Source organism: Pseudomonas simiae, assembly GCF_900111895.1.
Taxonomy (GTDB): domain Bacteria; phylum Pseudomonadota; class Gammaproteobacteria; order Pseudomonadales; family Pseudomonadaceae; genus Aquipseudomonas; species Aquipseudomonas simiae.
This window is the reverse complement of the sequence record NZ_FOKB01000007.1, coordinates 19,847-43,148: the sequence shown is the minus strand read 5'-3', so window position 1 is coordinate 43,148 and position 23,302 is coordinate 19,847. Positions and strand designations below refer to the sequence as shown.

At 59.5% G+C, this 23,302-nt stretch carries 17 protein-coding genes; 5 read left to right on the top strand and 12 right to left on the bottom strand.

Annotated features, from left to right (window positions below):
- Positions 1-75 precede the first annotated feature (75 nt).
- From rbfA to BMZ57_RS20615, 5 genes are all read left to right on the top strand, one after another.
- Positions 76-471: a 30S ribosome-binding factor RbfA gene (rbfA, locus tag BMZ57_RS20635; protein WP_016973761.1), complete on the top strand. Its 396-nt coding sequence runs from the start codon at positions 76-78 to the stop codon at positions 469-471.
- A gap of 3 nt (positions 472-474) precedes the next feature.
- Entirely contained in the window at positions 475-1,392 is a 918-nt protein-coding gene (truB, locus tag BMZ57_RS20630) for a tRNA pseudouridine(55) synthase TruB (protein ID WP_010206595.1), read from the top strand.
- Between the two features lie 115 nt (positions 1,393-1,507).
- A complete protein-coding gene (gene rpsO / locus BMZ57_RS20625) occupies positions 1,508-1,777 on the top strand; it encodes a 30S ribosomal protein S15 (RefSeq protein WP_003177875.1) in 270 nt (89 codons plus the stop codon).
- A gap of 195 nt (positions 1,778-1,972) precedes the next feature.
- Complete coding sequence (pnp, locus tag BMZ57_RS20620; protein ID WP_010206593.1) at positions 1,973-4,078, top strand: polyribonucleotide nucleotidyltransferase; 2,106 nt, start codon at positions 1,973-1,975, stop codon at positions 4,076-4,078.
- A 295-nt stretch (positions 4,079-4,373) separates the two neighbouring features.
- Positions 4,374-4,994, top strand: coding sequence for a BON domain-containing protein (locus BMZ57_RS20615; protein ID WP_010206591.1), 621 nt, complete (start codon positions 4,374-4,376; stop codon positions 4,992-4,994).
- A gap of 291 nt (positions 4,995-5,285) precedes the next feature.
- On the opposite strand, the gene BMZ57_RS20610 is transcribed toward BMZ57_RS20615, so the two are convergent.
- From BMZ57_RS20610 to BMZ57_RS29295, 12 genes are all read right to left on the bottom strand, one after another.
- Positions 5,286-8,204, bottom strand: a complete 2,919-nt coding sequence (locus BMZ57_RS20610; RefSeq protein WP_021492889.1) for a DUF748 domain-containing protein — start codon at positions 8,202-8,204, stop codon at positions 5,286-5,288.
- 87 nt (positions 8,205-8,291) lie between these two features.
- A complete protein-coding gene (locus BMZ57_RS20605) occupies positions 8,292-9,308 on the bottom strand; it encodes a class I SAM-dependent rRNA methyltransferase (protein WP_010206587.1) in 1,017 nt (338 codons plus the stop codon).
- A gap of 57 nt (positions 9,309-9,365) precedes the next feature.
- The gene (locus BMZ57_RS20600) at positions 9,366-10,235 is read right to left on the bottom strand and encodes an oxygenase MpaB family protein (protein ID WP_010206586.1); all 870 of its coding nucleotides are present in this window, start codon (positions 10,233-10,235) and stop codon (positions 9,366-9,368) included.
- A 16-nt stretch (positions 10,236-10,251) separates the two neighbouring features.
- Positions 10,252-12,189: an acetate--CoA ligase gene (acs, locus tag BMZ57_RS20595; RefSeq protein WP_010206585.1), complete on the bottom strand. Its 1,938-nt coding sequence runs from the start codon at positions 12,187-12,189 to the stop codon at positions 10,252-10,254.
- A 105-nt stretch (positions 12,190-12,294) separates the two neighbouring features.
- Positions 12,295-13,959, bottom strand: coding sequence for a glucose-6-phosphate isomerase (pgi, locus tag BMZ57_RS20590; protein WP_010206584.1), 1,665 nt, complete (start codon positions 13,957-13,959; stop codon positions 12,295-12,297).
- A gap of 225 nt (positions 13,960-14,184) precedes the next feature.
- Positions 14,185-15,036, bottom strand: a complete 852-nt coding sequence (panC, locus tag BMZ57_RS20585) for a pantoate--beta-alanine ligase (RefSeq protein WP_010206583.1) — start codon at positions 15,034-15,036, stop codon at positions 14,185-14,187.
- Positions 15,033-15,833: a 3-methyl-2-oxobutanoate hydroxymethyltransferase gene (gene panB / locus BMZ57_RS20580; RefSeq protein WP_010206582.1), complete on the bottom strand. Its 801-nt coding sequence runs from the start codon at positions 15,831-15,833 to the stop codon at positions 15,033-15,035. Before panB ends, panC begins: the two co-directional genes overlap by 4 nt.
- 307 nt (positions 15,834-16,140) lie before the next feature.
- Complete coding sequence (folK, locus tag BMZ57_RS20575; RefSeq protein ID WP_010206580.1) at positions 16,141-16,626, bottom strand: 2-amino-4-hydroxy-6-hydroxymethyldihydropteridine diphosphokinase; 486 nt, start codon at positions 16,624-16,626, stop codon at positions 16,141-16,143.
- A gap of 2 nt (positions 16,627-16,628) precedes the next feature.
- Complete coding sequence (locus BMZ57_RS20570) at positions 16,629-18,032, bottom strand: polynucleotide adenylyltransferase PcnB (protein WP_010206578.1); 1,404 nt, start codon at positions 18,030-18,032, stop codon at positions 16,629-16,631.
- 697 nt (positions 18,033-18,729) lie between these two features.
- Entirely contained in the window at positions 18,730-20,157 is a 1,428-nt protein-coding gene (locus BMZ57_RS20565) for a sigma-54-dependent transcriptional regulator (protein WP_021492886.1), read from the bottom strand.
- A 22-nt stretch (positions 20,158-20,179) separates the two neighbouring features.
- Positions 20,180-23,134, bottom strand: coding sequence for a sensor histidine kinase (locus tag BMZ57_RS20560; RefSeq protein WP_021492885.1), 2,955 nt, complete (start codon positions 23,132-23,134; stop codon positions 20,180-20,182).
- Positions 23,118-23,294: a hypothetical protein gene (locus BMZ57_RS29295; RefSeq protein ID WP_003176118.1), complete on the bottom strand. Its 177-nt coding sequence runs from the start codon at positions 23,292-23,294 to the stop codon at positions 23,118-23,120. Before BMZ57_RS29295 ends, BMZ57_RS20560 begins: the two co-directional genes overlap by 17 nt.
- Positions 23,295-23,302: the final 8 nt, after the last annotated feature.

Genomic DNA, 23,302 nt, shown 5'->3' with positions numbered 1-23,302 from the left:
GCTTTTGTCAGGCCGGGCGTTTGCCGCTTTCAGACCCCACGGGTTTCACCGTGTGGCAGTAACAGGTAACAAGACATGGCAAAAGAATACAGCCGTACCCAGCGAATCGGCGATCAGATGCAGCGCGAGCTGGCCCAACTGATCCGTCGCGAAGTCAAAGACCCGCGCGTTGGCCTGGTCACCATCACCGCCGTAGAAGTGAGCCGTGACGTGGGTCACGCCAAGATCTTCATCACCGTGATGGGGCAGGACAGCAGCGAAGAAATCGCACAAAGCATCAAGGTGCTCAACTCCGCTGCAGGTTTCTTGCGCATGCAGTTGGCCCGTGAAATGAAGCTGCGCAGTGTTCCGCAGTTGCACTTCCACTACGACGAAAGCGTCGTGCGGGGTGCGCACCTGTCGGCATTGATCGAGCGCGCCGTGGCCGAAGACAGCCAGCACCCGTCCACACCTGAAGACGCCAAGGAGTAAGCGGTGGCTCAGGTCAAACGTATCCGTCGCAACGTCAGCGGCATCATTCTGCTCGACAAGCCTATTGGCTTTACCTCCAATGCCGCGTTGCAGAAGGTCCGCTGGTTGCTCAACGCCGAAAAGGCCGGGCACACCGGCAGCCTCGATCCCCTGGCCACCGGCGTACTGCCGTTGTGCTTTGGCGAAGCCACCAAGTTTTCGCAGTACCTGCTCGATTCCGACAAGGGTTACGAAACCCTGATGCAACTGGGCAAGACCACCACCACGGCCGACGCCGAAGGTGATGTTCTGCAGGTTCGCGACGTGACCGTTGGTCGTGCTGATATTGAAGCTGTTTTACCCGGTTTTCGTGGGGAAATCAGTCAGATACCGCCGATGTACTCGGCTCTCAAGCGTGATGGCCAGCCTCTCTACAAGCTGGCACGTGCGGGCGAAGTAGTGGAGCGCGAACCGCGTTCTGTTACTATTGCGCGCTTGGAATTACTCGCCTGTGAAGGCGACACCGCCCGGTTGGCCGTGGACTGCAGCAAAGGCACCTATATTCGTACCCTGGTGGAAGATATCGGTGAAAAGCTCGGTTGCGGCGCGTACGTTGCAGAACTGCGACGCACCCAGGCCGGTCCTTTCAGCCTGGCCCAGACGGTCACGCTGGAAGAGTTGGAAGCGGTACATGCCGAAGGCGGCAACGAAGCGGTTGATCGCTTCCTGATGCCATCGGACAGCGGTTTGCTCGATTGGCCGTTGCTGCACTTCTCGGAGCATAGCGCGTTCTACTGGCTCAACGGCCAGCCGGTACGTGCCCCGGATGCCCCGAAGTTCGGCATGGTGCGTGTACAGGATCATAACGGTCGCTTTATCGGTATCGGTGAAGTGAGCGAAGACGGGCGTATAGCGCCACGTCGACTGATTCGGTCAGAATGACCGAACGAGTGTGGCTGTTAACAGGCACGGTCAACACTCATTTTTAGATACAGGGATTTGTCCCTGGCCTGTTGAAACTGCCCTTTGGGTGGTTTCCTGAAAAAAGGATTGCCTCATGGCTCTCGACGTTCAAGAAAAAGCACAAATCGTTGCTGACTATCAGCAAGCTGTTGGTGACACTGGTTCGCCAGAAGTGCAAGTTGCACTGCTGACCCACAACATCAACAAGCTGCAAGGTCACTTCAAGGCCAACGGTAAAGATCACCACTCCCGTCGTGGTCTGATCCGCATGGTAAACCAGCGCCGTAAGCTGCTGGACTACCTGAAAGGCAAGGATCTGGGTCGTTATCAGACTCTGATCGGTCGCCTGGGTCTGCGTCGCTAATAAGCGATTGCGCTAGAGGTTGGTTGTCTGCCGTGTGTCAGTGGGATTCCCGCTGGCCCATGGTAGGCTCCCAGCCTCAAGTTTTATCTGGATACACGTTTTACCCTGGACCAGGTTCGGGCCGATCCCCGACATTGCCCAAGAATTTCGCAAGAAGACAAGTTCCCCCAAGAGCCACAAAGAAGGTAGGACACCGTGAACCCGGTTATCAAAAAATTCCAGTTCGGTCAGTCGACCGTTACCCTCGAGACAGGCCGTATCGCCCGTCAAGCCTCCGGCGCAGTGCTGGTTACCGTTGACGACGACGTTACCGTTCTGGTGACCGTTGTTGGCGCCAAGACCGCTGACCCGAGCAAAGGCTTCTTCCCTCTTTCCGTTCACTACCAGGAAAAGACTTACGCTGCCGGTAAGATCCCTGGCGGTTTCTTCAAGCGCGAAGGCCGTCCTTCCGAGAAAGAAACCCTGACTTCCCGACTGATCGACCGTCCGATCCGTCCGCTGTTCCCAGAAGGCTTCATGAACGAAGTGCAGGTTGTCTGCACCGTCGTTTCCACCAGCAAAAAGACCGATCCGGACATCGCTGCGATGATCGGTACTTCGGCTGCCCTAGCGATCTCCGGCATTCCTTTCGATGGTCCGATCGGCGCAGCCCGCGTTGCTTTCCACGAAAGCACCGGCTACCTGCTGAACCCGACTTACGAGCAACAGAAAGCTTCGAGCCTGGACATGGTCGTCGCCGGTACCTCGGAAGCCGTGTTGATGGTTGAATCGGAAGCCAAAGAGCTGACCGAAGACCAGATGCTGGGTGCCGTACTGTTCGCGCACGACGAGTTCCAGGCCGTTATCAAGGCCGTCACCGAGCTGGCCGCAGAAGCTGCCAAGCCAACCTGGACCTGGGCTCCACAAGCCGAAGCCACCGAGCTGCTGGGCGCCATCCGCTCCGAGTTCGGCGCTGCCATCTCCGACGCCTACACCATCACCGTCAAGGCCGACCGTTACGCTCGTCTGGGCGAGCTGAAGGATCAGGTTGTTGCCAAGCTGTCCGGTGAAGAAGGCCAGCCTTCCGCCAGCGACGTTAAAGCGGCTTTCGGTGAAATCGAATACCGTACCGTTCGCGAAAACATCGTTAACGGCAAGCCACGTATCGACGGTCGTGACACCCGCACCGTACGTCCGCTGAACATCGAAGTTGGCGTTCTGCCAAAGACTCACGGTTCGGCGCTGTTCACCCGTGGTGAGACTCAGGCTCTGGTCGTCGCGACCCTGGGCACCGCCCGTGACGCACAATTGCTGGACACCCTGGAAGGCGAGAAAAAAGACCCGTTCATGCTGCACTACAACTTCCCACCGTTCTCGGTAGGTGAGTGTGGTCGCATGGGTGGCGCTGGTCGTCGCGAAATCGGTCACGGCCGTCTGGCCCGTCGTTCGATCGCAGCCATGCTGCCTGCCGCTGACGTGTTCCCGTACACCATCCGTGTGGTCTCGGAAATCACCGAGTCCAACGGTTCCAGCTCCATGGCGTCCGTTTGCGGTGCTTCCCTGGCGCTGATGGATGCTGGTGTGCCGATGAAGGCACCGGTTGCCGGTATCGCCATGGGTCTGGTTAAAGAAGGCGAGAAGTTCGCCATCCTGACCGACATCCTGGGTGACGAAGACCACCTGGGCGACATGGACTTCAAAGTAGCCGGTACCGCCAAAGGTGTGACCGCGCTGCAGATGGACATCAAGATCAAGGGCATCACCGAAGAGATCATGGAAATCGCCCTGGGCCAAGCCCTGGAAGCGCGCCTGAACATCCTCGGCCAGATGAACCAGATCATTGGTCAGTCGCGTACCGAGCTGTCGGAAAATGCTCCGACCATGATCGCGATGAAAATCGACACCGACAAAATCCGTGATGTCATCGGTAAAGGCGGCGCGACTATCCGTGCGATCTGCGAAGAGACCAAGGCTTCGATCGACATCGAAGACGATGGCTCGATCAAGATCTTCGGCGAAACCAAGGAAGCGGCTGAAGCAGCACGTCAGCGCGTACTGGGCATCACCGCAGAAGCCGAGATCGGCAAGATCTACGTGGGTAAGGTTGAACGCATCGTCGACTTCGGTGCATTCGTCAACATCCTGCCGGGCAAGGACGGTCTGGTTCACATCTCCATGCTGAGCGACGCTCGCGTTGAGAAAGTGACCGACATCCTGAAAGAAGGCCAGGAAGTGGAAGTGCTGGTGCTGGACGTGGATAACCGCGGCCGTATCAAGCTGTCCATCAAGGACGTAGCAGCAGCCAAGGCTTCGGGCGTTTAATCGCCCCAAGCGTTCAGCTGAAAAAGAGGACTCTTCGGAGTCCTTTTTTTATGCCTGGGGGAAAATGTCGGGAAATCAGCCGCTTAGCAAAATCCAAAAGCCGCAACTTGCATGCAGAGGCGGGGGCTTTCATGCAAGATGCACGATTCCGAAAATTAGCTGTTTTCTTAACTCATTGTTTTATAAGGATTTAATCGCCGTTCGCGACTTGGCACACTGCCTGCAATATCCCTGTTAACGCTGCAGCATCAAGGTTTACGCACTGCAGATTTTTAATAAAACAGGAGTTACTCGTATGAAGAAGTTCGCTCTCGCTACTGCTACCGCTCTGACCCTGGCCATGGGTGCTAACGTTGCCTTTGCTCAGACTTCCCAAGCGCCAATGACCCTTGCAGCTGGTGAAGCTACCAAGGCCAAGGAAGCTACTTCTGACACTTGGATCACCACCAAAGTTAAAGCCGACCTGTTGACCGAAAAAGGCATTCCAGGTTCTGACATTAAGGTTGAAACCAACAAAGGCGTGGTTTCCCTCTCTTCGGATGTAGCTATCTCGGACGCGCAAAAAGAGACTGCCGTAGCTATCACCAAGAAAATCAAAGGTGTAACTGCCGTATCGGCTGATGGCCTGCTGGCTGGCGGCGCGACCAAGGCTGACAACGTCGACAAAACCAAAAGCGCAGCTGCAGGTGCCAAAGAGTCCACTTCGGACACTTGGATCACCACCAAAGTAAAAGCTGACCTGGTTACTGAGAAAGGCATTCCTGGTACCGACATCAAAGTCGAAACCAACAAAGGCGTAGTGTCCCTGTCTTCGACCGCACCGGTCACTGAAGCTCAGAAAACTACCGCGGTGAACATCACCAAGAAAATCAAAGGCGTTAAAGCTGTATCGGCCGATGGCCTGAAAGCAGAGTAACGCACCCGTTTCGTCTGGACTGGACGGCGGCGGCTTAGGGTGAGTTAGATATCCACCTGATGCACCTCTGGAGTTCATGCGACCGACCACACGGATGTGGTCATTACAGGCCCCGGCACTTGTGTTGGGGCCTGTTCTATTGTGGGTCGGATACATTTTGTAGGTTTATGAAGATCAAATGTGGGAGCGGGCTTGCTCGCGAATACAGCGTTTCAGTCGACAATATTGTGACTGACACTCCGTATTCGCGAGCAAGCCCGCTCTCACTTTCAGATGTGTATGGGGGCCGGTTTACTCGGCATCCAGATGCATCGGTGTCACCACCCGCCCATCCTTCTCTGCCTGCCCCAGGTTGGCATCGATGAAGTACACCCGGTCATCCTCCAACTGTCCTTTATCCACCAGGTAGTCCTTGATGGTGCTGGCACGGTCCTGGCCGAGTTGGCGCAGCAGCACGTCACTGCTACTCCAGAACTTGATCACGCCGTCACGAAGCTTCGTGCTACGGTCATCGCTGCTCAGGTCTTTCCATTCGGCCGGTGGTTGTTGTTTCAGGCGAGTGCGGTAGATGCCTTCCAGCAATGGCGCTTTTTCCTTCTCGGGGACGACAAGCAACGATGCCTGGGCCGGCACCTTGTCTCCACGCCGCTGAAGAATCTTGTAGTAGTTGTACTGGTATTCACGCTCCAGTCGTTGGGCCGCCAGGATTGGTCCATCGCTGCTGGCCGCCGCTGTGCCTTCGATCTCCAGGCGCAGGGTAGGGCGTTCTTTCAGTGCTTTGGCCAACGTGTTCAGGGCGCCTTCAGCATCCTTGTTCAGTTCGCTGGAGCCAGCGGCGAACGATACGTTGCCAAGGTCTTCCGAGCCGCCGCCCGTCACCAGGCCACCAATAAACTTGAACGGCGCCGTCGCTGCACGCACCACCAGGTTGCGCAGGGTCTGCCAGACAATTGGCATCACGCTGAACTGCGGGTTATTCAGGTCACCCGTCACCGGCAGTTCGATCGAGATTTTGCCGTCAGTGTCCTTGAGCAACGCGATTGCCAGGCGAATCGGCAAGTCCACGGCATCGGCGCTGTCGACTTTTTCACCCAGTTGCAATTGTTCGACCACCACTTTGTTCTCGGCCTTCAGTTGGCCTTTGGTGATCACGTAGTGCAGGTCGAGGTTCAGTCGACCCTTGCGGATACGGAAACCGGCGAACTTGCCGGAGTAGGGCGTCAAGGTGGTCAGCTCTACGCGTTTAAAGCTTGTTGCGATATCCAGCGACGCCATCGGGTCGAATGGGTTCACACTGCCCTTGATGGTCACCGGCGCATAACGGTCAACCTTGCCTTTGATATCGACGCTGGCCGGTTTGGCCTGGCGACTGTCGATGGTGCCGATCTGCCCGTTGAGCTGTTGAATCGCCGTCGCGAAGTTAGGCGTAAGGCTGAAGTCGGCAAAGTTGGCCGAACCGTCGTTGATCGCAATCTGACCGATACGAATGCCCAACGGCTTTTCCTTGCTGGCGGCCTTGGGCGTTTTGTCGGCGGGTTGTGGAATCAACAGGTCATCAACGTTGGTGGTGCGGTCATCGTTGATCATGAAACGTGCATAGGGCTGCAGCAGGTTGACCTTGTCGATCGACAGGCTGTCGCCGTGCTGATAGTTCACGCCCTCGAGCACCAGGCGTTGCCATTTGAGGAAGTCGCGGGTCTTGAGGGTATCCAGGGTGTGCAACTGGTCAACCTGTGCCCGGCCCGTAACCTGTAGCTTCAAGGGATCAGTGCTTTTCAGGTTCACATCGAGATTGCTGCCGAGCATGCCGCTACGCAGTTCCAGGCGGATGAACGGGCTGATATAGGACTGGGCGACCCGCAGGTCGATGTCCTGGGTATTCACTTTCAACTTGGCGCTGACCGGGTTGAGGTTGACCTCGCCGGTCGCCTGAACCTTGCCCTGCTTGCCCAGGCCCGTGTCGACTTTCAACGTGAATGGGCTCTGGTTGAGGCTATCGAAGTTCTGCACATCGACGTTCAGCGGGCCGACTTCCAACGCGACCGCCGGCTTGGCCTGACGGTCAGCCAGGTGCACCTGATAGTTGCGCAGTTGCACGTCCTTGAGCAGCACTTGCCAAGGCTTGCCTGGCGCGACGGGTTCAGCTTTTGGCGAGCCGGCGGTGGCGGGTGCATTTTTGGGCTCGGACGCCGAGTCCGGTTTGCTGGGTTGGCTGGCGAACAGTTTCTGCCAGTCCAATTGCCCATCCGCTTCGAGCGCGGCCCAGGTTTCCAGTTTGTTGCTGCGGATCTTGCCAACGATAACCTGCTGTTTGGCGAGGTCTACCGTCGTTTCGCTGATGTCCAGGCGCTCCAGGCGCACCAAGGGGCGGCCGTCAGGCGCCTTGATGGCAAACGGCGCGATGCTGGCGGCGGTGTTGGTGAGGTTCAGTTCGGTCTCTTTGGCCAGGCTGAACTTGTACGCGGTGCTGAAGTTGAGCACGCCGTCTTCCAGTACCAAGGGCAGTGCGTCGCGTACGTAGGGCCACCAGGCTTTCATCTTGCCATCGGTGACTTTCAATGTGCCCTCGGAAGTCATCGGCACCAGGCTGAAATTACCTTTCCAGTCGATCTGCCCGCCTTCAGGCCCGGCTGCCACCAACGTCATATCGGCGTTGTCTTCAGGCAGGGTACTGAGGTTCTTCAGCTCGAAGTCGAGCTTGTCGTAGAGGAATTCGATGGGCTCGCTGGGGCGCAAGTCTTCAAAATGCACATAGCCGCCGGCCAGCTTGATGCTGTCTATGCGCAGCGGAAACGGCTTGGCATTCGGATCGGTCGGGGTCGGCTCGCTGGGCGGCAATTTGAACAACTGCGCGAGGTTTAATTGGCCGGACTTGTCGAAGAGCAGCTCGGTCTTGGGTTTGTCCAGTTGTATATCTGCCAGGTGCAGGGCGCGGGTCCAGAGGCTGTCGATCTGCAGGTTGGCGTAGAGGCGTTCGAATCCCAGCTGTTCCTTGCCTGGGTCACCGATTTTCAACCCCCATGCTGTCACTTCCAGGCTGAACGGATTGAGCTCGATCCGCTCGATCCGCGCCGGCACTGTGGCGTAATTGGCCAGTTGCTGGTTGGCAATGCGCAGCGCGACACCAGGGAGAATCAGGAAGCCCAGCAAGCTGTACAGGGCGAGTGCGGTCAACAAGGCGCCAGCGGCGCGAATCAATCCTTTGGGCATGGGGCGGCGCCATCTATGTCAATCAGGAGTGCCTTGGAGTATGGCACGGGTTTTCGGTTCCGAAGAACGGGTCCTTTGGGAAACGTCTTACAGCTGCAGTATCAAGGTTTTCAGCGGTGGTTGTTGATCCTGCGAGGGAAAGTCCGCACCTGGCGTCATGACTTTCCAGTCACGCACGGGACGTCCGGCCTTTTCTGCGCAACGCAACACGTGTTCACGCCAGTCTTCCATGCTGACTTTTGCCAGGTTGTTGCAGCAGATCAGCACACCGTTATCAGCTGTTGCCAGCAGCGCGGGCTTGAGCAGGCTCTGGTAGTCGCGCAGCAGGTCGACGGTGCCGAACGCGCTCTTGGCCCAGGCTGGCGGATCGAGCAGCACCAGATCGTATTGACGTTGCTCCAGGCGCGGATAACTGGGCAGCTTTTGCCCGCGGCGCTGGGTGATCGGCAGGCCGGCCAGTTGGCGAATTGCCGGGAAGTAGTCGGACTGTACGAATTCCATGGTCGGCAACTGCGGGTTCAGCAAGCCGTTTTCACGACCGACCGCCAGGTTGCCCTCGGCAAAGTCCAGGTTGCACACCTCACGCGCACCCCCGGCGGCCGCGCTCAGGCCTACGCCGCAGGTATAGGCGAACAGGTTCAGCACACTTTTGCCGGCACTGTGGGCCTTGACCCAGCCACGGGTGTTACGCAAATCAAGGAACAGCAGTGGGTCTTGCCCGGCATGGCGCCCGCGCACGCGGTAATTGAGGCCCCACTCGTGGCCTACCAGGTCTTCCAGTGCAGCGGGCTCGGCACGATAAACCGTGTCGTCGCGGTCAATGCGCGAGTTGCCACGGGAACGGTCGTTGTAGACCAGCAACAACTCCAGGCCCAAGCACTGGTTGACCTGTTGATGCAGGTCCAGCAGTTCTGCGGTTTCCAGGGGGTGGTGGAAGCTCTGGACCAGTAATTGCGGGCCGTAGCGGTCGACGGTCAGGCCGCCGGCGCCTTCCTGGCTGCCATGGAACAGGCGGTAGCAGTCGCTGCCTTGGGCGTGCAGCTCATTGATCAGGTCTTGGCGATGATCGAGGGCGGCGCGCAGCGCCTGATGCAGAGGAGACATGGAGCGCGCCTTGCTGGGGAAATGAGGGCGCGAAGTTTAACAGCTATGCGCCGTCGCCTACATCAACCCCATCCGCCGATGGGCCCGTTGCACTGAACCGTTGCGCATCGCCCAGCGCAGCATCGGGGCACTGCGCCTGACCCCGGCACGGATCATCTGGCGTTGCAGTGGGTGCTGGTGCTGGTCGAGCATGGTGCTGGCCCAATCCGGCAGCAGATCGATCCCGGCCTGCATCATCAGGCTGCCAAAGGGTTTGGCCAGCAGGCTGGGGGAGGGTGCATTCAAAAGCAACCGCAGCACTTCTCGGCTGCGCTCGTCGCACAGTAATTGCGGGCGGATACGTGCCAGATAATCCGAAACTTCCTGCCGAGAGCGCGGAACATGCCGCGCGCCCAACTGTTCGGCAACCAGGGCAATTTCACTGTAGTAACGGTCCTGGTCCCGACCTGAAAGACGCGGGTTGCGATAGCGCAGGTGAGCAGCGAGAAAATTACTGACCTCCGCCACATGCACCCAGGTTAACAATTCCGGGTCGCTGGCCGCATAAGGCCGACCATCCGGAGCATGGCCGACGACCTGCAGGTGAATGGTGCGGACTTTTTCGATCAGCCATTCAGCGTCTTTGCGCGAACCAAAAGTCGTACCCGAGATGAATTGCGAGGTACGCCGCAAGCGCCCGAGCATGTCCTGACGAAAGTTCGAGTGGTCCCACACGCCCGCCAGGGCCAATGGATGCAAGGCTTGCAGCATCAAGGCGCTGATGCCGCCGATGAGCATGCTGCTGAAGTCGCCATGGACCTGCCAACTCACCGAATCGGGCCCGAACAGGCCGGGGTCGCCCTTGGGGTTTTCCAGGTCCAGTTGGCCCAGCGACAGGCCGGTCAGGCTCATCAACTGGGTTTCGATGCGGCTGCGGATAAATTCCATGGCGACTCAGGTTTTCCTATCGGTTCAAGCGTTTGTCGATCAAGCCCTCTACGACACTAGGATCGGCGAGGGTCGAGGTATCACCCAGGCTGTCGAGTTCGTTGCAGGCGATCTTGCGCAAAATCCTGCGCATGATCTTGCCGGAGCGGGTTTTCGGCAAGGCCGGGGCCCATTGGATCAGTTCCGGCTTGGCAAAGCTGCCGATTTCCTTACTGACCAACTCCAGCAGGTGCCTTTTCAACGCATCGTCGGGTTCCACCCCATTCATGGGGGTGACAAAGGCATAGATGCCCTGGCCTTTGACGTCATGGGGGTAGCCCACCACAGCGGCCTCTGCCACCAGGTCATGCAGCACCAGGGCGCTTTCCACTTCGGCGGTGCCGATACGGTGGCCGGACACGTTGATCACATCGTCGATGCGCCCGGTGATCCAGTAGTCGCCGTCTTCATCACGCCGTGCGCCGTCACCGGTGAAGTAGTAGCCGGGGTAGGGCTTGAAATAGGTGTCGATCATGCGCTGAGGGTCACCATACACACTGCGGATCTGCCCTGGCCAGCTCGCTTTGATCGCCAGCACGCCACTGCCGGCGCCGCTGAATTCTTTACCCTGTTCGTCCAGCAATACGGGCTGTACGCCAAACATTGGCTGAGTCGCGCAGCCGGGCTTGATACGCTGCGCGCTGACCAAGGGGCTGAGCATGATGCCGCCGGTCTCGGTCTGCCACCAGGTATCCACAATCGGGCAGCGCTGTTCGCCGACGGCGTTGAAGTACCAGTCCCAGGCTTCCGGGTTGATCGGTTCGCCGACGCTGCCCAATAGGCGCAGGCTGGCGCGGGACGTGCTTTCCAACGGCGCGTGGCCTTCACGCATCAACGCCCGCAAGGCGGTGGGCGCGGTGTAGAAAATATTGACCTTGTGCTTGTCGATCACCTGCCAGAAGCGTGAGCTGTCCGGGTAGCTCGGTACGCCTTCGAACATCAGTGAGGTTGCGCCATTGGCCAGCGGGCCGTACACGATGTAACTGTGGCCGGTGACCCAGCCCACGTCGGCAGTGCACCAGAACACTTCGCCATCGCGGTAGTCGAGCACGTATTTGAAGGTCATCGCGGCTTGCAGCAGGTAGCCGCCGGTGGTGTGCAGCACGCCTTTGGGTTTGCCGGTGCTGCCGGAGGTGTAGAGGATGAACAACGGGTCTTCGGCATCCATGGGCTCGGGCGGGCAGTTGTCGCTTGCCGCATCCAGGGCCTGTTGATACTTGAGGTCGCGGCCTTCGCTCCAGTTGACGGTCGCTCCGGTACGCTCCACCACCAGCACCGTGCTCACGTTCGGGCAACTGGCCAGGGCTTTGTCGACGTTCTGCTTAAGTGCCACCGGCTTGCCGCCGCGCACGCCTTCATCAGCGGTGATCACGGTGCGGCAGTCGGCGTCTTGAATACGGTCGCGCAGGGCGTCCGGCGAGAAGCCACCAAATACCACGGAATGCACCGCGCCAATCCGCGTACAGGCGAGCATGGCGTAGGCGGCTTCGGGGATCATCGGCATGTAGATGCACACCCGGTCGCCTTTCTTTACGCCACGGCTTTTCAGCACATTGGCCAGGCGGCTGACGTTCTGGTGCAGTTGGCGGTAGGTGATTTTGCAAGACTTTGCAGGATCATCGCCCTCCCAGATGAAGGCGGGCTGCTCGGCGCGTTGCGCCAGGTGGCGGTCGATGCAGTTGTAACTGACGTTCAGTTGGCCGCCGGCAAACCAATGGGCGGCGCCGGTGTTGATGTCTGAGCGTTGAACGGTGTGCCACGGGGTTATCCAGTCGAGAAAGCCTTTGGCCTGTTCGGCCCAGAAGGTATCCGGCTGTTCGATGGATTGGCGATAGAGGCGCTTATAGTCCTCTTGACTGAGTTGCGCAGCCCGACGGACGGCATCGGCGGTGGGGAACGTGCTGATATCGAACATGAGCAATCCTTATTCTTGTTTTCGCGACAAGTCATAAAGATGCACCCTGCACGGTGAGGGTTCAAGGCCAACGTCCAAACGGATGTTGGCCTTGCGATACCTGGATCAGCCGCGGTGACGACCGCGGAAGTAGTTGATCAGGCCCTGGGTCGAAGCATCCTCGGCCGAGGTTTCTTCGGCGCCGGTCAGGCGGTTGTAGACGCCCTTGCCCAGCTCTTTACCCAGTTCCACACCCCATTGGTCGAACGCGTTGATACCCCAGATCACGCTCTGCACGAACACTTTGTGCTCATACATCGCGACCAGCGCACCCAAGCGACGCGGGCTGATGCGCTCAACCACAATGGTGTTGCTCGGGCGGTTGCCCGGAATCACCTTGTGCGGTGCCAGCTTCTGCACGTCTTCTTCCGGGATGCCCTTGTCACGCAGCTCGGCTTCGGCTTCGGCGCGGGTCTTGCCGAGCATCAATGCCTGGCTCTGGGACAGGCAGTTGGCGTAGAGCCACTGATGGTGGTCGGACACCGGGTTGAAGCTGACGATCGGCACGATGAAGTCGGCCGGGATCAGTTGGGTCCCCTGGTGCAGCAACTGGTGATAGGCGTGCTGACCGTTGCAACCCACGCCACCCCAGATCACTGGACCGGTATCGGTCCCCACTGGGGTGCCATCCTGGCGCACGCTCTTACCGTTGGATTCCATGTCCAGCTGTTGCAAGTGTTTGGTAATGTTACGCAGGTAGTGGTCGTACGGCAGGATCGCATGGCTCTGCGCGCCCCAGAAGTTGCCGTACCACACACCCAGCAGGCCCAGCAGCACCGGCATGTTGGCTTCGAAGGGGGCGTTCTGGAAATGCTGGTCCATGGTGTAGGCACCGGACAGCAGTTCCTTGAAGTTGGACATGCCGATCGCCAGGGCGATTGGCAAGCCGATGGCCGACCACAGCGAGTACCGTCCGCCAACCCAGTCCCACATCGGGAAGATGTTTTCTTCACGGATACCAAAGGCCACCGCCGCCGCGTTATTGCTCGATACGGCGATGAAGTGGCGGTACAGCTCGGCTTCCGAGCCACCCTGGGCCAGGTACCAGGCGCGAGCGGCCTGGGCGTTTTTCAGGGTTTCCAGGGTGTTGAAGGATTTCGACGAAACGATGAACAGCGTGGTCTCGGCGCGCAGCTTCATGGTCAGCTCATGGAACTCGCTGCCGTCAATGTTCGCCAGGTAATGGCAGCGCACGCCTTTGTGGGCGTAGGACAACAGCGCTTCGGAGACCAGCTCCGGACCGAGGAACGAGCCACCGATACCGATGTTCACCACGTCGGTGATCGGCTTCTCGGTGTAGCCACGCCACAGGCCGTCGTGGATGCGGCCGACCAGGTCAGTGATCTGGTTCAGCACCTTGTGCACGTCCGGCATGATGTTCACGCCGTTCACCGACAGCTTGTCGCCCACCGGGCGGCGCAGGGCGGTGTGCAGGGCCGGGCGGCCTTCGGAGGAGTTGACCGGCTCACCGGCATACAGCGAGTTGATCGCGTCTTTGAGGCCGACTTCTTCGGCGAGGCCCACGAGCAGGTCGCGGGTTTCGCTGGTGATCAGGTTTTTCGAGTAATCGAGGAAAAGTCCGCAGCTGCTCAGGGTGAACTGGGAAAAACGCTGTGGATCGGCATTGAACGCTTCGCGCATGCTGAAATCCTGCATGGCTTGGCGATGTTGATTGAGCGCTTGCCAGGCGGGCAGAGCGGTAACGTCATGAGGGGTGCGGTAGTACGCCATCGCTGCGGGTTTCCTTTTATTACGGGGACTGCCTTTAGGACACTTCTAAGCCCGGAACGTCCAGTCTTTCATCAAGCAATGGGTTCCGGACAGCGCTAACCATAGCGCAGGGCGATTACATTAAACCTAGCGTGTCGATATGTCTTGGCTTTGTCTGCGCTCAGGCCGGTACTTTTTTATACCGGCACTTTTTATTTACGCAGCGAGGAGGGCAATGGGAACGGGTCAGTCGAGGGTCAGGTGCAGGTTGTCGATGAGTCGGGTGGCGCCCAGATAGGCGGCTACCAGTATCACGATATCCCGGTCCTCGGCCGTGGCCGGGCGCAAATGCACGCCCTGGCGCACTTCGAGGTAGTCCAGGCGCAGCCCGGCGGCTTCGATCTGCCGGACCTGTTCGGCACGCAGCTTGGCAAAGTCGTGGTCACCGGCTTTGATCGCTGCACCGATCTGGCTGAGGCAGCGGTACAGCACCGGCGCAATGGCCCGTTGTTCGTCGGAGAGGTAGCCGTTGCGCGATGATAGCGCGAGACCGTCGTCGGCGCGTACGGTGGGCTCGCCAATGATTTGGATCGGCATGTTCAGGTCATGGACCATGGCGCGGATCACCGCCAGTTGCTGGTAATCCTTCTGGCCAAATACCGCCATGTCCGGCTGGACCATATTGAACAGCTTGCTGACCACCGTCGCCACGCCTTCGAAGTGCCCCGGACGGCTGGCGCCGCACAGGCCTTCAGACAGTTGCGGCACGCTGACACGGGTCTGGCCGGTCATGCCGCCGGGGTACATTTCCTCGACGGTGGGCGCGAACAACAGGTTGCAGCCGGCTTGCAGCAGCTTTTCCTGGTCGGCTGCCAGCGTGCGCGGATACTTGTCCAGGTCTTCGCCGGCGCCAAACTGCAACGGGTTGACGAAGATGCTGGCGACTACGAAATCCGCCTGCTGGGCGGCCTTGGTCACCAAAGTGGCATGGCCGCTGTGCAGGTTGCCCATGGTCGGCACAAAGCCAATGCGCTTGCCGGCATTGCGGGCGTGGGTCACAGCGGCCCGCAGTTCACGTACGGTTTTTACGGTGTTCATGCAGAAAATCCGTGTTCGGCGCCAGGGAAGGTCACCGCTTTGACTTCGGCGACGTAGGCACTCAGTGCGGCGTGAATGCTGTCCTGGCCGGCCATGAAGTTCTTCACGAACTTCGGCACACGGCCGCTGATCGACAGGCCGAGCATGTCGTGCAATACCAGCACCTGGCCATCGGTGGCCGAGCCTGCGCCAATGCCGATCACCGGTACCTTCACCGCCTGAGTAATTTCTGCCGCCAGCTCGCTCGGCACGCATTCGAGCAGGATCATTGCCGCGCCCGCCTGTTCCAGGGCGATGGCATCCGCGCGCATCTGCCGCGCCTGGGCCTCATTGCGGCCTTGTACCTTGTAGCCGCCGAGGATGTTCACCGACTGTGGCGTCAGGCCCATGTGCGCGCACACCGGCACGCCGCGTTCCGCCAGCAGGCGGATCGACTCGGCCAGCCACACTGCGCCTTCAACTTTGATCATGTGCGCACCGGCTTGCATCAGCTTGCCGGCATTCTGGAACGTCTGTTCGAGCGTCGCGTAACCCATGAACGGCAGGTCGGCGATGATGAAGGCACCATCGTTGCCGCGCTTGACGCTGGCGGTGTGGTACGCAAGTTCATCGGTGGTGACGGGCAGGGTGCTGTCATTCCCTTGAAGAACCATGCCCAGGGAGTCGCCCACCAGCAGCACTTCAACACCCGCCTGGCAACTGGCGTGGGCGAAGGTGGCGTCATAGCAGGTCAGCATGGTGATTTTTTCACCTTTGAGCTTGAGGCTCTGCAAGGTGGTCAGGGTAATGTCTGGCATGAAAAGGGTCCTCGTTCAGGCGCTTGGAAACAGCGAGTAACGCGCGTGAGTCTTCGTTTATACAGGCGCACCGTCTTGAGAGCAGTGCTTATAAGGCCTGGATTGCGCCCTTTAGCGCCGGGTTGGCGGCAGCGGGACGCCTATAGTCGTGAGGAGGGCACGGGAAGTCAATTGGATGTGTTACCGCATTGTTACGATGGCGGTGTTACCGCTGTTACTGACGCGATTCAGCAAGTGGGAAAGCGATTTTGAGTGCGCAGGTGATCGAAATGTGGGAGCAGGCAAGCCAGCTCCCACATTGAGCGAGTCAGTCTTGGGGCAGGCGTTCCAGGCCGACAAACGGGCAGGCGGCCAGCAGTTCGCTGAGCGTCTGACCGTTGGGCAGTTGCAGCGCGACGGGCGCCAGTTCAGCCAGCGGATACAGCACAAACGCCCGCAGGTGCATTTGATAGTGCGGCACCTTGAGGCGCGGCTCGTCGATCAGGCGATCGCCAAACAACAGGATGTCCAGGTCGAGCGTGCGTGGGCCCCAGCGCTCAAGGCGTTCGCGGCCTTGGTCGTTCTCGATGGCTTGCAACGCATCCAGCAGCGCCAGGGGCGCAAGGTTGCTGTCCAAGGCAGCAACCGCATTGGTATAGCGCGGTTGGCCTGGGAGCAGGGAGTCACTTTGATAAAAGGCGGAGACGCCGGCGACGGTGGTGCCTGGCAATCGGGCCAGTGCTTCGACAGCGCTGCGCAATTGCTGAGCCGGGGCAGCCAGGTTGCTGCCCATGCCGATGTAGATGCGTTCCACGTTTATTCGCCCGCAGCGCCCGAGGCGTCAGCCGAACTGCGCTTGCGTTTGGTGCCGCTGCGACGACGCTTCTTAGGGCCAGCGCCTTCGCCATCGCCTTTGCTGCCGAGCTCACGAATCATGTCGCGGCGCCCGCTGTCATTGGCGTCCTGGTAATCGGTCCACCATTCGCCCAGGCCGTCGGTCTGCTCGCCGGCACTTTCGCGCAGCAGCAGGAAGTCGTAGCCGGCGCGGAAGCGTGGGTTGTCCAGCAACAGGTCAGCGCGCTTGCCGCTGCGGCGAGGCAGACGCTCCTGCATGTCCCAGATCTCGCGGATCGGCATGGTGAAGCGTTTCGGGATGGCGATGCGCTGGCACTGCTCGGCGATCAACTCATGGGCGGCTTCCTGCATGGCCGGGATCGGCGGCATGCCACGTTCCTGCAAGCGCAGTACGCGTTTGGGCAAGGCTGGCCACAACAGCGCTGCAAACAGGAACGCCGGGGTGACCGGCTTGTTCTGCTTGATGCGCAGGTCGGTGTTGATCAGCGCTTCGCTGATCAGGGTGTGGGTGTACGTCGGGTTGTATTCCAAAGCCTCGGCGCTGGCCGGGAACAGCGGGTCGAACAACTGCAGATCCACCAGCATTTCAAAGGTGTCGGCGGCATAACCCGAGAGGAATAGTTTGAGCACTTCTTCGAACAGGCGCGCCGAGGGGATCTCTCGCAGCATCGGGGCCAGTTCGCGAATCGGCGCGGCGGTATGGCGCTCGATGCCGAAGTTCAGCTTGGCAGCAAAACGCACGGCCCGCAGCATGCGTACCGGGTCTTCCTGGTAGCGCTGGACGGGGTCACCGATCAGGCGGATCAGGTTGTTGCGAATGTCGTGTACGCCATTGGCGTAATCGAGGATGCGCTCGCTGACCGGGTCGTAATACAGGGCGTTGATGGTGAAGTCGCGGCGTTGCGCGTCTTCTTCCAGGGTGCCGTAAACGTTGTCGCGCAGGATGCGCCCGCTTTCGTTGCGGGAGGACTGATTGGTGTCTTCCTCTTCATCGTTTTGCGGATGGCCGGCACGGAACGTCGCGACTTCGATGATTTCGCGACCGAAGTGAATATGCACCAGCTTGAAGCGTCGGCCGATGATCCGCGCATTGCGGAATTCGGCACGCACTTGCTCAGGCGTGGCGCTGGTGGCGACGTCGAAGTCCTTGGGTGTGATATTGAGCAGCATGTCGCGAACGCACCCGCCCACCAGATAAGCCTGGTAGCCGGCGTTCTGCAAACGTTCGACGATGTTCACGGCGTAACGGCTGAATTGAGCGCGTTGCAGCGAATGTTGGCTGCTGTTGAGCACTTCAGGCGTGCTGCGTTTGTGTTGCGTACGACGCAAGGGAGAACGGAATGACTGGAACAACTTCTTCAGCATGGGATGCACTGTTTGAAGGAATGTTCGGCCATAACGAAGAATGACCGCATGATGGGCGGGGATTCTAGCATTTAGTCAGGGGATGGTGTAGGAACAAGCTGCAGGCATTGCGCCGTAAGCGTTGAAAGGTCAAATCGCAGAAACTACAAGGGGAGCCGAAGCTCCCCCAGAAGTAGTTGCGTGCTCTATTTTTATTATTGGTTTCGGGCTTCTTGTTTTTGTTGATCGCCCTCGCCATGAAGTTTCACCTTCATGACACTCCCAATCGGGAGTCAAGAGCAAACGGATTGCTTTGGTCGCTGTGTTGCTGATCTACGATCCAACCAGTTCAGGCTCTGCCTTAGGGCAGTTTTTGTTGTTCTCGGCCTGGTTGCGGGGCAAGCCCCAAATGCAACGCCTCTCCAAAAGAATCAGTTAGCTGCGCCTCCGCCGTGTTGTTTTTGTTATGCGTGAGTCGATTCGTCTTATTTTTATTGTCTTGTACAAAGCTTGTTATTGTTTTTGTACTAAGCATATAGCAGGGTGCGTGCCAACTTTTGCGCCGCCCAGTAAAAACAGGGGGTTGAGGTGGTTTCGGGTTTTTGACGGACCAAAAAAAGCCGGGGCTTCGTTACCGTAAGCCCCGGCTTTTGTTACGCGAAATATCCGCGGTAACAGTTTTTTCACCTCTGTGGGTGTTACCTGTGGGGGCGCCCCCTCAACTCTCGCTGGCGACTCCGGTCTTGCGTCGAGGAATGCCCAGGCGCTGGCGGCGTTCCCACAGGCATTTACGGCTCACGCCCAGTTTGCGCGCCAGCTCGGTCTCGGTCATATGGTCCTGATGCTCAAGGACAAAATGCTGGAAGTAATCCTCCAGTGACAGATCCTCAGTCGGCTCATGGCTGGTATTGCTACCGCCCTGTGAGGGCGCCAGGCCGATGAAATCATCGTCCTCCAGGTCACTCAGCTCGATATCGATGCCCAGCAGCTCGGCGGAAATTTCCGGGCTTTCGGACAGGATCACCGCACGTTCAACCGCGTTTTCCAGCTCGCGCACATTACCAGGCCACGAATAATGCCGAATCGCCTGCTCAGCGTCCGGCGCAAACTTCAGGTCGGTACGGTTGATGCGTGCGCTCTGGCGCAGCAGGAAGGCGTGGGCGATCTCGTTGACGTCGGCGCCACGTTCACGCAGGGCCGGCAGCTTGAGGGCGATCACGTGCAGGCGGTAATACAGGTCTTCACGGAACTGGCCGATCTTGGCCAGGCTCTTGAGGTCGCGGTGGGTCGCCGCGATCAGGCGCACATCGACCTTTTGCGATTGCACCGAGCCTACCCGGCGGATTTCACCTTCCTGAAGCACGCGCAGCAACCGCGCTTGTGCTTCCAGCGGCAGTTCGCCGATCTCATCGAGGAACAGCGTGCCGCCGTCCGCCGCTTCCACCAGGCCCGCACGCCCGGCGCTTGCACCGGTAAACGCGCCTTTCTCGTGGCCGAACAGTTCGGACTCGATCAGGGATTCGGGGATCGCCGCACAGTTCACCGAGATCATCGGCGCCTTGGCACGCTTGGACAGATTGTGCAGCGCGCGGGCCACCAGCTCTTTACCGGTGCCCGACTCGCCCTGGATCAAGACATTTGAGTCAGTCGGCGCGACTTTGCGGATCTTGCCGTACAGGTCCTGCATCGGTGGGCAGGAGCCGATGATGCCGATCTCGCCGTTGCTGTTGTCGACGCCTGGTTTGTCGGCGGCTTTTCCCGCCGGACGTTGCTCGGCGGGCGCACTGCTGGCCGACTGGCGGTCCCGCAGGATGCGGGCCACGGCCTGAAGCATCTCGTCATGGTCGAAAGGCTTGGCGATGTAGTCCACCGCGCCCATCTTCATGGAGTCCACTGCCGAGCGCAGGCTGGCGTAGCTGGTCATGATCAGCACCGGGGTGCCCTGGCCAAGCTTGATCAACTCGGTGCCAGGCGCGCCAGGCAGACGCAGGTCACTGACAATCAGGTCGAACGTGGGAATGCTGAAACGCTCCTGGGCTTCCTGCACCGAGCCGGCTTCGCTGACTTGGTACTGATTACGTTCAAGCAGGCGACGCAAGGCAGAGCGGATAATGGTTTCGTCTTCGACGATCAAAATGTGCGGCATTGATTCAATTCTCTCGACGGTCTCAGTTCACAGCGGACGTCGCTTCGACATGACGCGGCAAGGTCACCCGAATACGGGTGCCGCGTTGGCTTTCGGTGTCAGCCGGGCTGTCGATGGTGATTTGTCCATAATGCTCTTCAACGATGGAATAGACCAGTGCAAGGCCCAGACCGGTACCTTCACCTGGGTCCTTGGTGGTGAAGAAGGGTTCGAACAATCGGTCCATGATGTTCTGTGGAATACCGCTACCTTCATCTTCGACGATCAGATCGACCGTATGTTCGAAAGCCTCGGTCTTGACGCGTACCGCGCCGCCGGCCGGGGTGGCGTCACGGGCGTTGGACAACAGGTTGATCAGCACTTGTGCCAGGCGCTGTGAGTCGCCATCGACCCAATGGTCGGGGTCGCACAAGTTGAAAAACTGTACTTCGAAATTGCGCCGGTTCAAGGCCAGCAGCCCAATGGCATCCTGCGCCACTTCGGCCAGGCAGACGGCTTCGTCCTGGTTCTGGTGCGCGCCGGCGTGGGCGAAGCTCATCAACGACTGCACGATGCGTGAAACACGCTTGGTCTGTTCGAGGATCTGCCCGCTGATCTCGGTGATTTCGCCATCTTCTTCGCGCTCTTCCCGCAGGTTCTGCGCCAGGCAAGCGATACCGGTGATCGGATTGCCGATTTCATGGGCCACACCCGCCGCCAGTCGGCCGATGCTCGCCAGGCGCTCGGAGTGCACCAGCTTGTCTTCGAGCATCTGGGTGTCGGTCAGGTCTTCCACCAGCAACACCAAGCCGCTGTTACCGGGCGCCAAAGGCTCGTCGATAGCGGCTTTGTGCAGGTTGAGCCAACGGGTCTGGCCGTCGAGCGCCAGGTGCTGTTTGTGCAAGTGTTCGTCGGGCAGGTTGATGAAGCCTTGCAGCAACTCTTTCCAGGGATCGCCCAAGGTATTGAGGCGCGAACCGACCACGCGCTGCGCGGCAATGCCGGTGAGCTCTTCCATGGCCTTGTTCCACATCAGGATCTCTTGGTCCTTGGCCAGGGAGCACACGCCCATCGGCAATTCCTGCAGGGTCTGGCGGTGGTAGCGGCGCAAGGCATCGAGTTCGGCGGCGAGACCGGTAAGGCGTGAGTGGTAATCCTCCAGCCGGCTTTCGATGAAATGGATGTCTTCGGTCACGTAGTTTTCGCCGCCGGCCTTGTAAGGCAGGAAGGTTTCCACCATGTCCTGGGACACGCTCGGTCCCATCAGCCCGGACAGGTTGGCTTCAATGCGGTCACGCAGACGGCGCAGCGCGTACGGGCGCCGTTCATCGAACGGCAGATAGAGATCGCGCAGCGCCTGCTCGACTTCCTTCTGCGCCGCTTTTGCGCCCAGTGGCTTGGCCAGTTGCGTGGCGAATTCCTGGGGGGAAGCCGCATGCAATTCGCGTCGCTGTGGGCGGCGTACGTTATCCACCGCGCAGGCCTCGGCGGCGCTGGTTTCTTCCGGACTGGCGTTGGTGAACAGCGAGATCAGGGTGAACATCAAGACGTTGGCGGCCAGGGAAGCAATCGCGGCCATGTGCCAACTGGTGTCATCCAGCACGTAGATCATGTTCAGCAATGGGATGTAGAAGCCTTGCAGGTTGCCGACCAGCGGTAACAGCATGGTCACGACCCACACCAGGATCCCCGCCAGCAACCCGGCGATGAAACCGCGGCGATTGGCGGTCGGCCAATACAGCACCGACAGCACGCCCGGCAGGAACTGCAAGGTCGCGACAAACGCGACGATGCCGAGGTTGGCCAGGTCTTGGCCTGCGCCCAGCAACAGGTAGAACCCGTAGCCGGCCATGATGATTGCGACGATCAGCGCGCGGCGTGTCCATTTCAGCCAGCGGTAGATATTGCCTTCGGCCGGCGGCTGATACAGCGGCAGCACCAGATGATTGAGCGCCATGCCGGAAAGTGCCAGGGTTGTGACGATGATCAGTCCGCTGGCCGCTGACAAGCCACCGACATAAGCCAGCAGCGCCAAGGCCGGGCTGTTGGCGGCGATGCCGATGCCGAGGGTGAAGTATTCAGGGTTGGTGGTGGCGCCCAGCTTCAAGCCTGCCCACAGGATCAGCGGCACCGCCAGGCTCATCAACAGCAGGAATAACGGCAAGCCCCAACTGGCACTGACCAGCGAGCGCGGGTTGAGGTTTTCGGTGAAGGTCATGTGGTACATGTGCGGCATCACGATGGCCGAGGCGAAGAACACCAGCAGCAGCGTGCGCCATGGGCCTTCCTGCAATGGGGTGTGCAGGGCGGCGAGGGCGGTCTGGTTTTGCAGCAGCCACAGTTCCAACTGCTGCGGGCCATCGAATACGCCGTAAAGCGCATACAGGCCGACGCCGCCAATGGCGATCAGCTTGATCACTGACTCAAAGGCAATCGCAAACACCAGGCCTTCATGTTTTTCACGGGTGGCGATATGGCGCGAGCCGAAGAAAATCGTGAACAGCGTGATCAGCGCACAGAAGGCCAGGGCGACGCGGTGTTGCACCGGCTCACGGGTCAGGATGCTGATGGAGTCGGCCACCGCCTGGATTTGCAGGGCCAGCAATGGCAATACGCCGATCAGCATGAAAATGGTGGTCAGCGCGCCGGCCCAGGTACTGCGAAAGCGGAAGGCAAACAGGTCGGCGAGGGATGACAGCTGGTAAGTACGGGTGATCTTCAGGATCGGGTACAGCAGCACCGGTGCCAGCAAAAAGGCGCCGGACACGCCTAGGTAACTGGACAAAAAGCCATAGCCGTACTGATAGGCCAGGCCCACAGTGCCATAGAACGCCCAGGCACTGGCGTATACGCCGAGGGACAGGGTGTAGGTCAACGGATGGCGAATGATCGCCCGCGGAATCATTCCGCGCTCACTGATCCAGGCCACCCCGAACAGCGCGGCCAGGTAGGCGGCGCTGATCAGCAGCATCTGGGTGAGGCTAAAGCTCATCGGCATCTTTTTGGCTCTGCAGGATGAAAGTCACGACGATCAGGATCAGCCACAGCAGATAAGGGCGGTACCAGGCGCCCGTGGCGTCGATCCACCAATCCATGATGGCGGGGGAGAACAGGTAGATCCCGACGACCAGCAGCAGGACCAATCGATAGATGTACATGTTGGCCT

Excerpts from the sequence above, each read along its gene's own strand:
- rbfA (WP_016973761.1), top strand. The coding sequence starts at position 76 with ATGGCAAAAGAATACAGCCGTACCCAGCGAATCGGCGATCAGATGCAG.
- rpsO (WP_003177875.1), top strand. The coding sequence starts at position 1,508 with ATGGCTCTCGACGTTCAAGAAAAAGCACAAATCGTTGCTGACTATCAG.
- BMZ57_RS20615 (WP_010206591.1), top strand. The coding sequence starts at position 4,374 with ATGAAGAAGTTCGCTCTCGCTACTGCTACCGCTCTGACCCTGGCCATG.
- BMZ57_RS20610 (WP_021492889.1), bottom strand. The coding sequence starts at position 8,204 with ATGCCCAAAGGATTGATTCGCGCCGCTGGCGCCTTGTTGACCGCACTC.
- BMZ57_RS20605 (WP_010206587.1), bottom strand. The coding sequence starts at position 9,308 with ATGTCTCCTCTGCATCAGGCGCTGCGCGCCGCCCTCGATCATCGCCAA.
- BMZ57_RS20600 (WP_010206586.1), bottom strand. The coding sequence starts at position 10,235 with ATGGAATTTATCCGCAGCCGCATCGAAACCCAGTTGATGAGCCTGACC.
- acs (WP_010206585.1), bottom strand. The coding sequence starts at position 12,189 with ATGTTCGATATCAGCACGTTCCCCACCGCCGATGCCGTCCGTCGGGCT.
- pgi (WP_010206584.1), bottom strand. The coding sequence starts at position 13,959 with ATGGCGTACTACCGCACCCCTCATGACGTTACCGCTCTGCCCGCCTGG.
- panC (WP_010206583.1), bottom strand. The coding sequence starts at position 15,036 with ATGAACACCGTAAAAACCGTACGTGAACTGCGGGCCGCTGTGACCCAC.
- panB (WP_010206582.1), bottom strand. The coding sequence starts at position 15,833 with ATGCCAGACATTACCCTGACCACCTTGCAGAGCCTCAAGCTCAAAGGT.
- BMZ57_RS20570 (WP_010206578.1), bottom strand. The coding sequence starts at position 18,032 with ATGCTGAAGAAGTTGTTCCAGTCATTCCGTTCTCCCTTGCGTCGTACG.
- BMZ57_RS20565 (WP_021492886.1), bottom strand. The coding sequence starts at position 20,157 with ATGCCGCACATTTTGATCGTCGAAGACGAAACCATTATCCGCTCTGCC.
- BMZ57_RS20560 (WP_021492885.1), bottom strand. The coding sequence starts at position 23,134 with ATGCCGATGAGCTTTAGCCTCACCCAGATGCTGCTGATCAGCGCCGCC.
- BMZ57_RS29295 (WP_003176118.1), bottom strand. The coding sequence starts at position 23,294 with ATGTACATCTATCGATTGGTCCTGCTGCTGGTCGTCGGGATCTACCTG.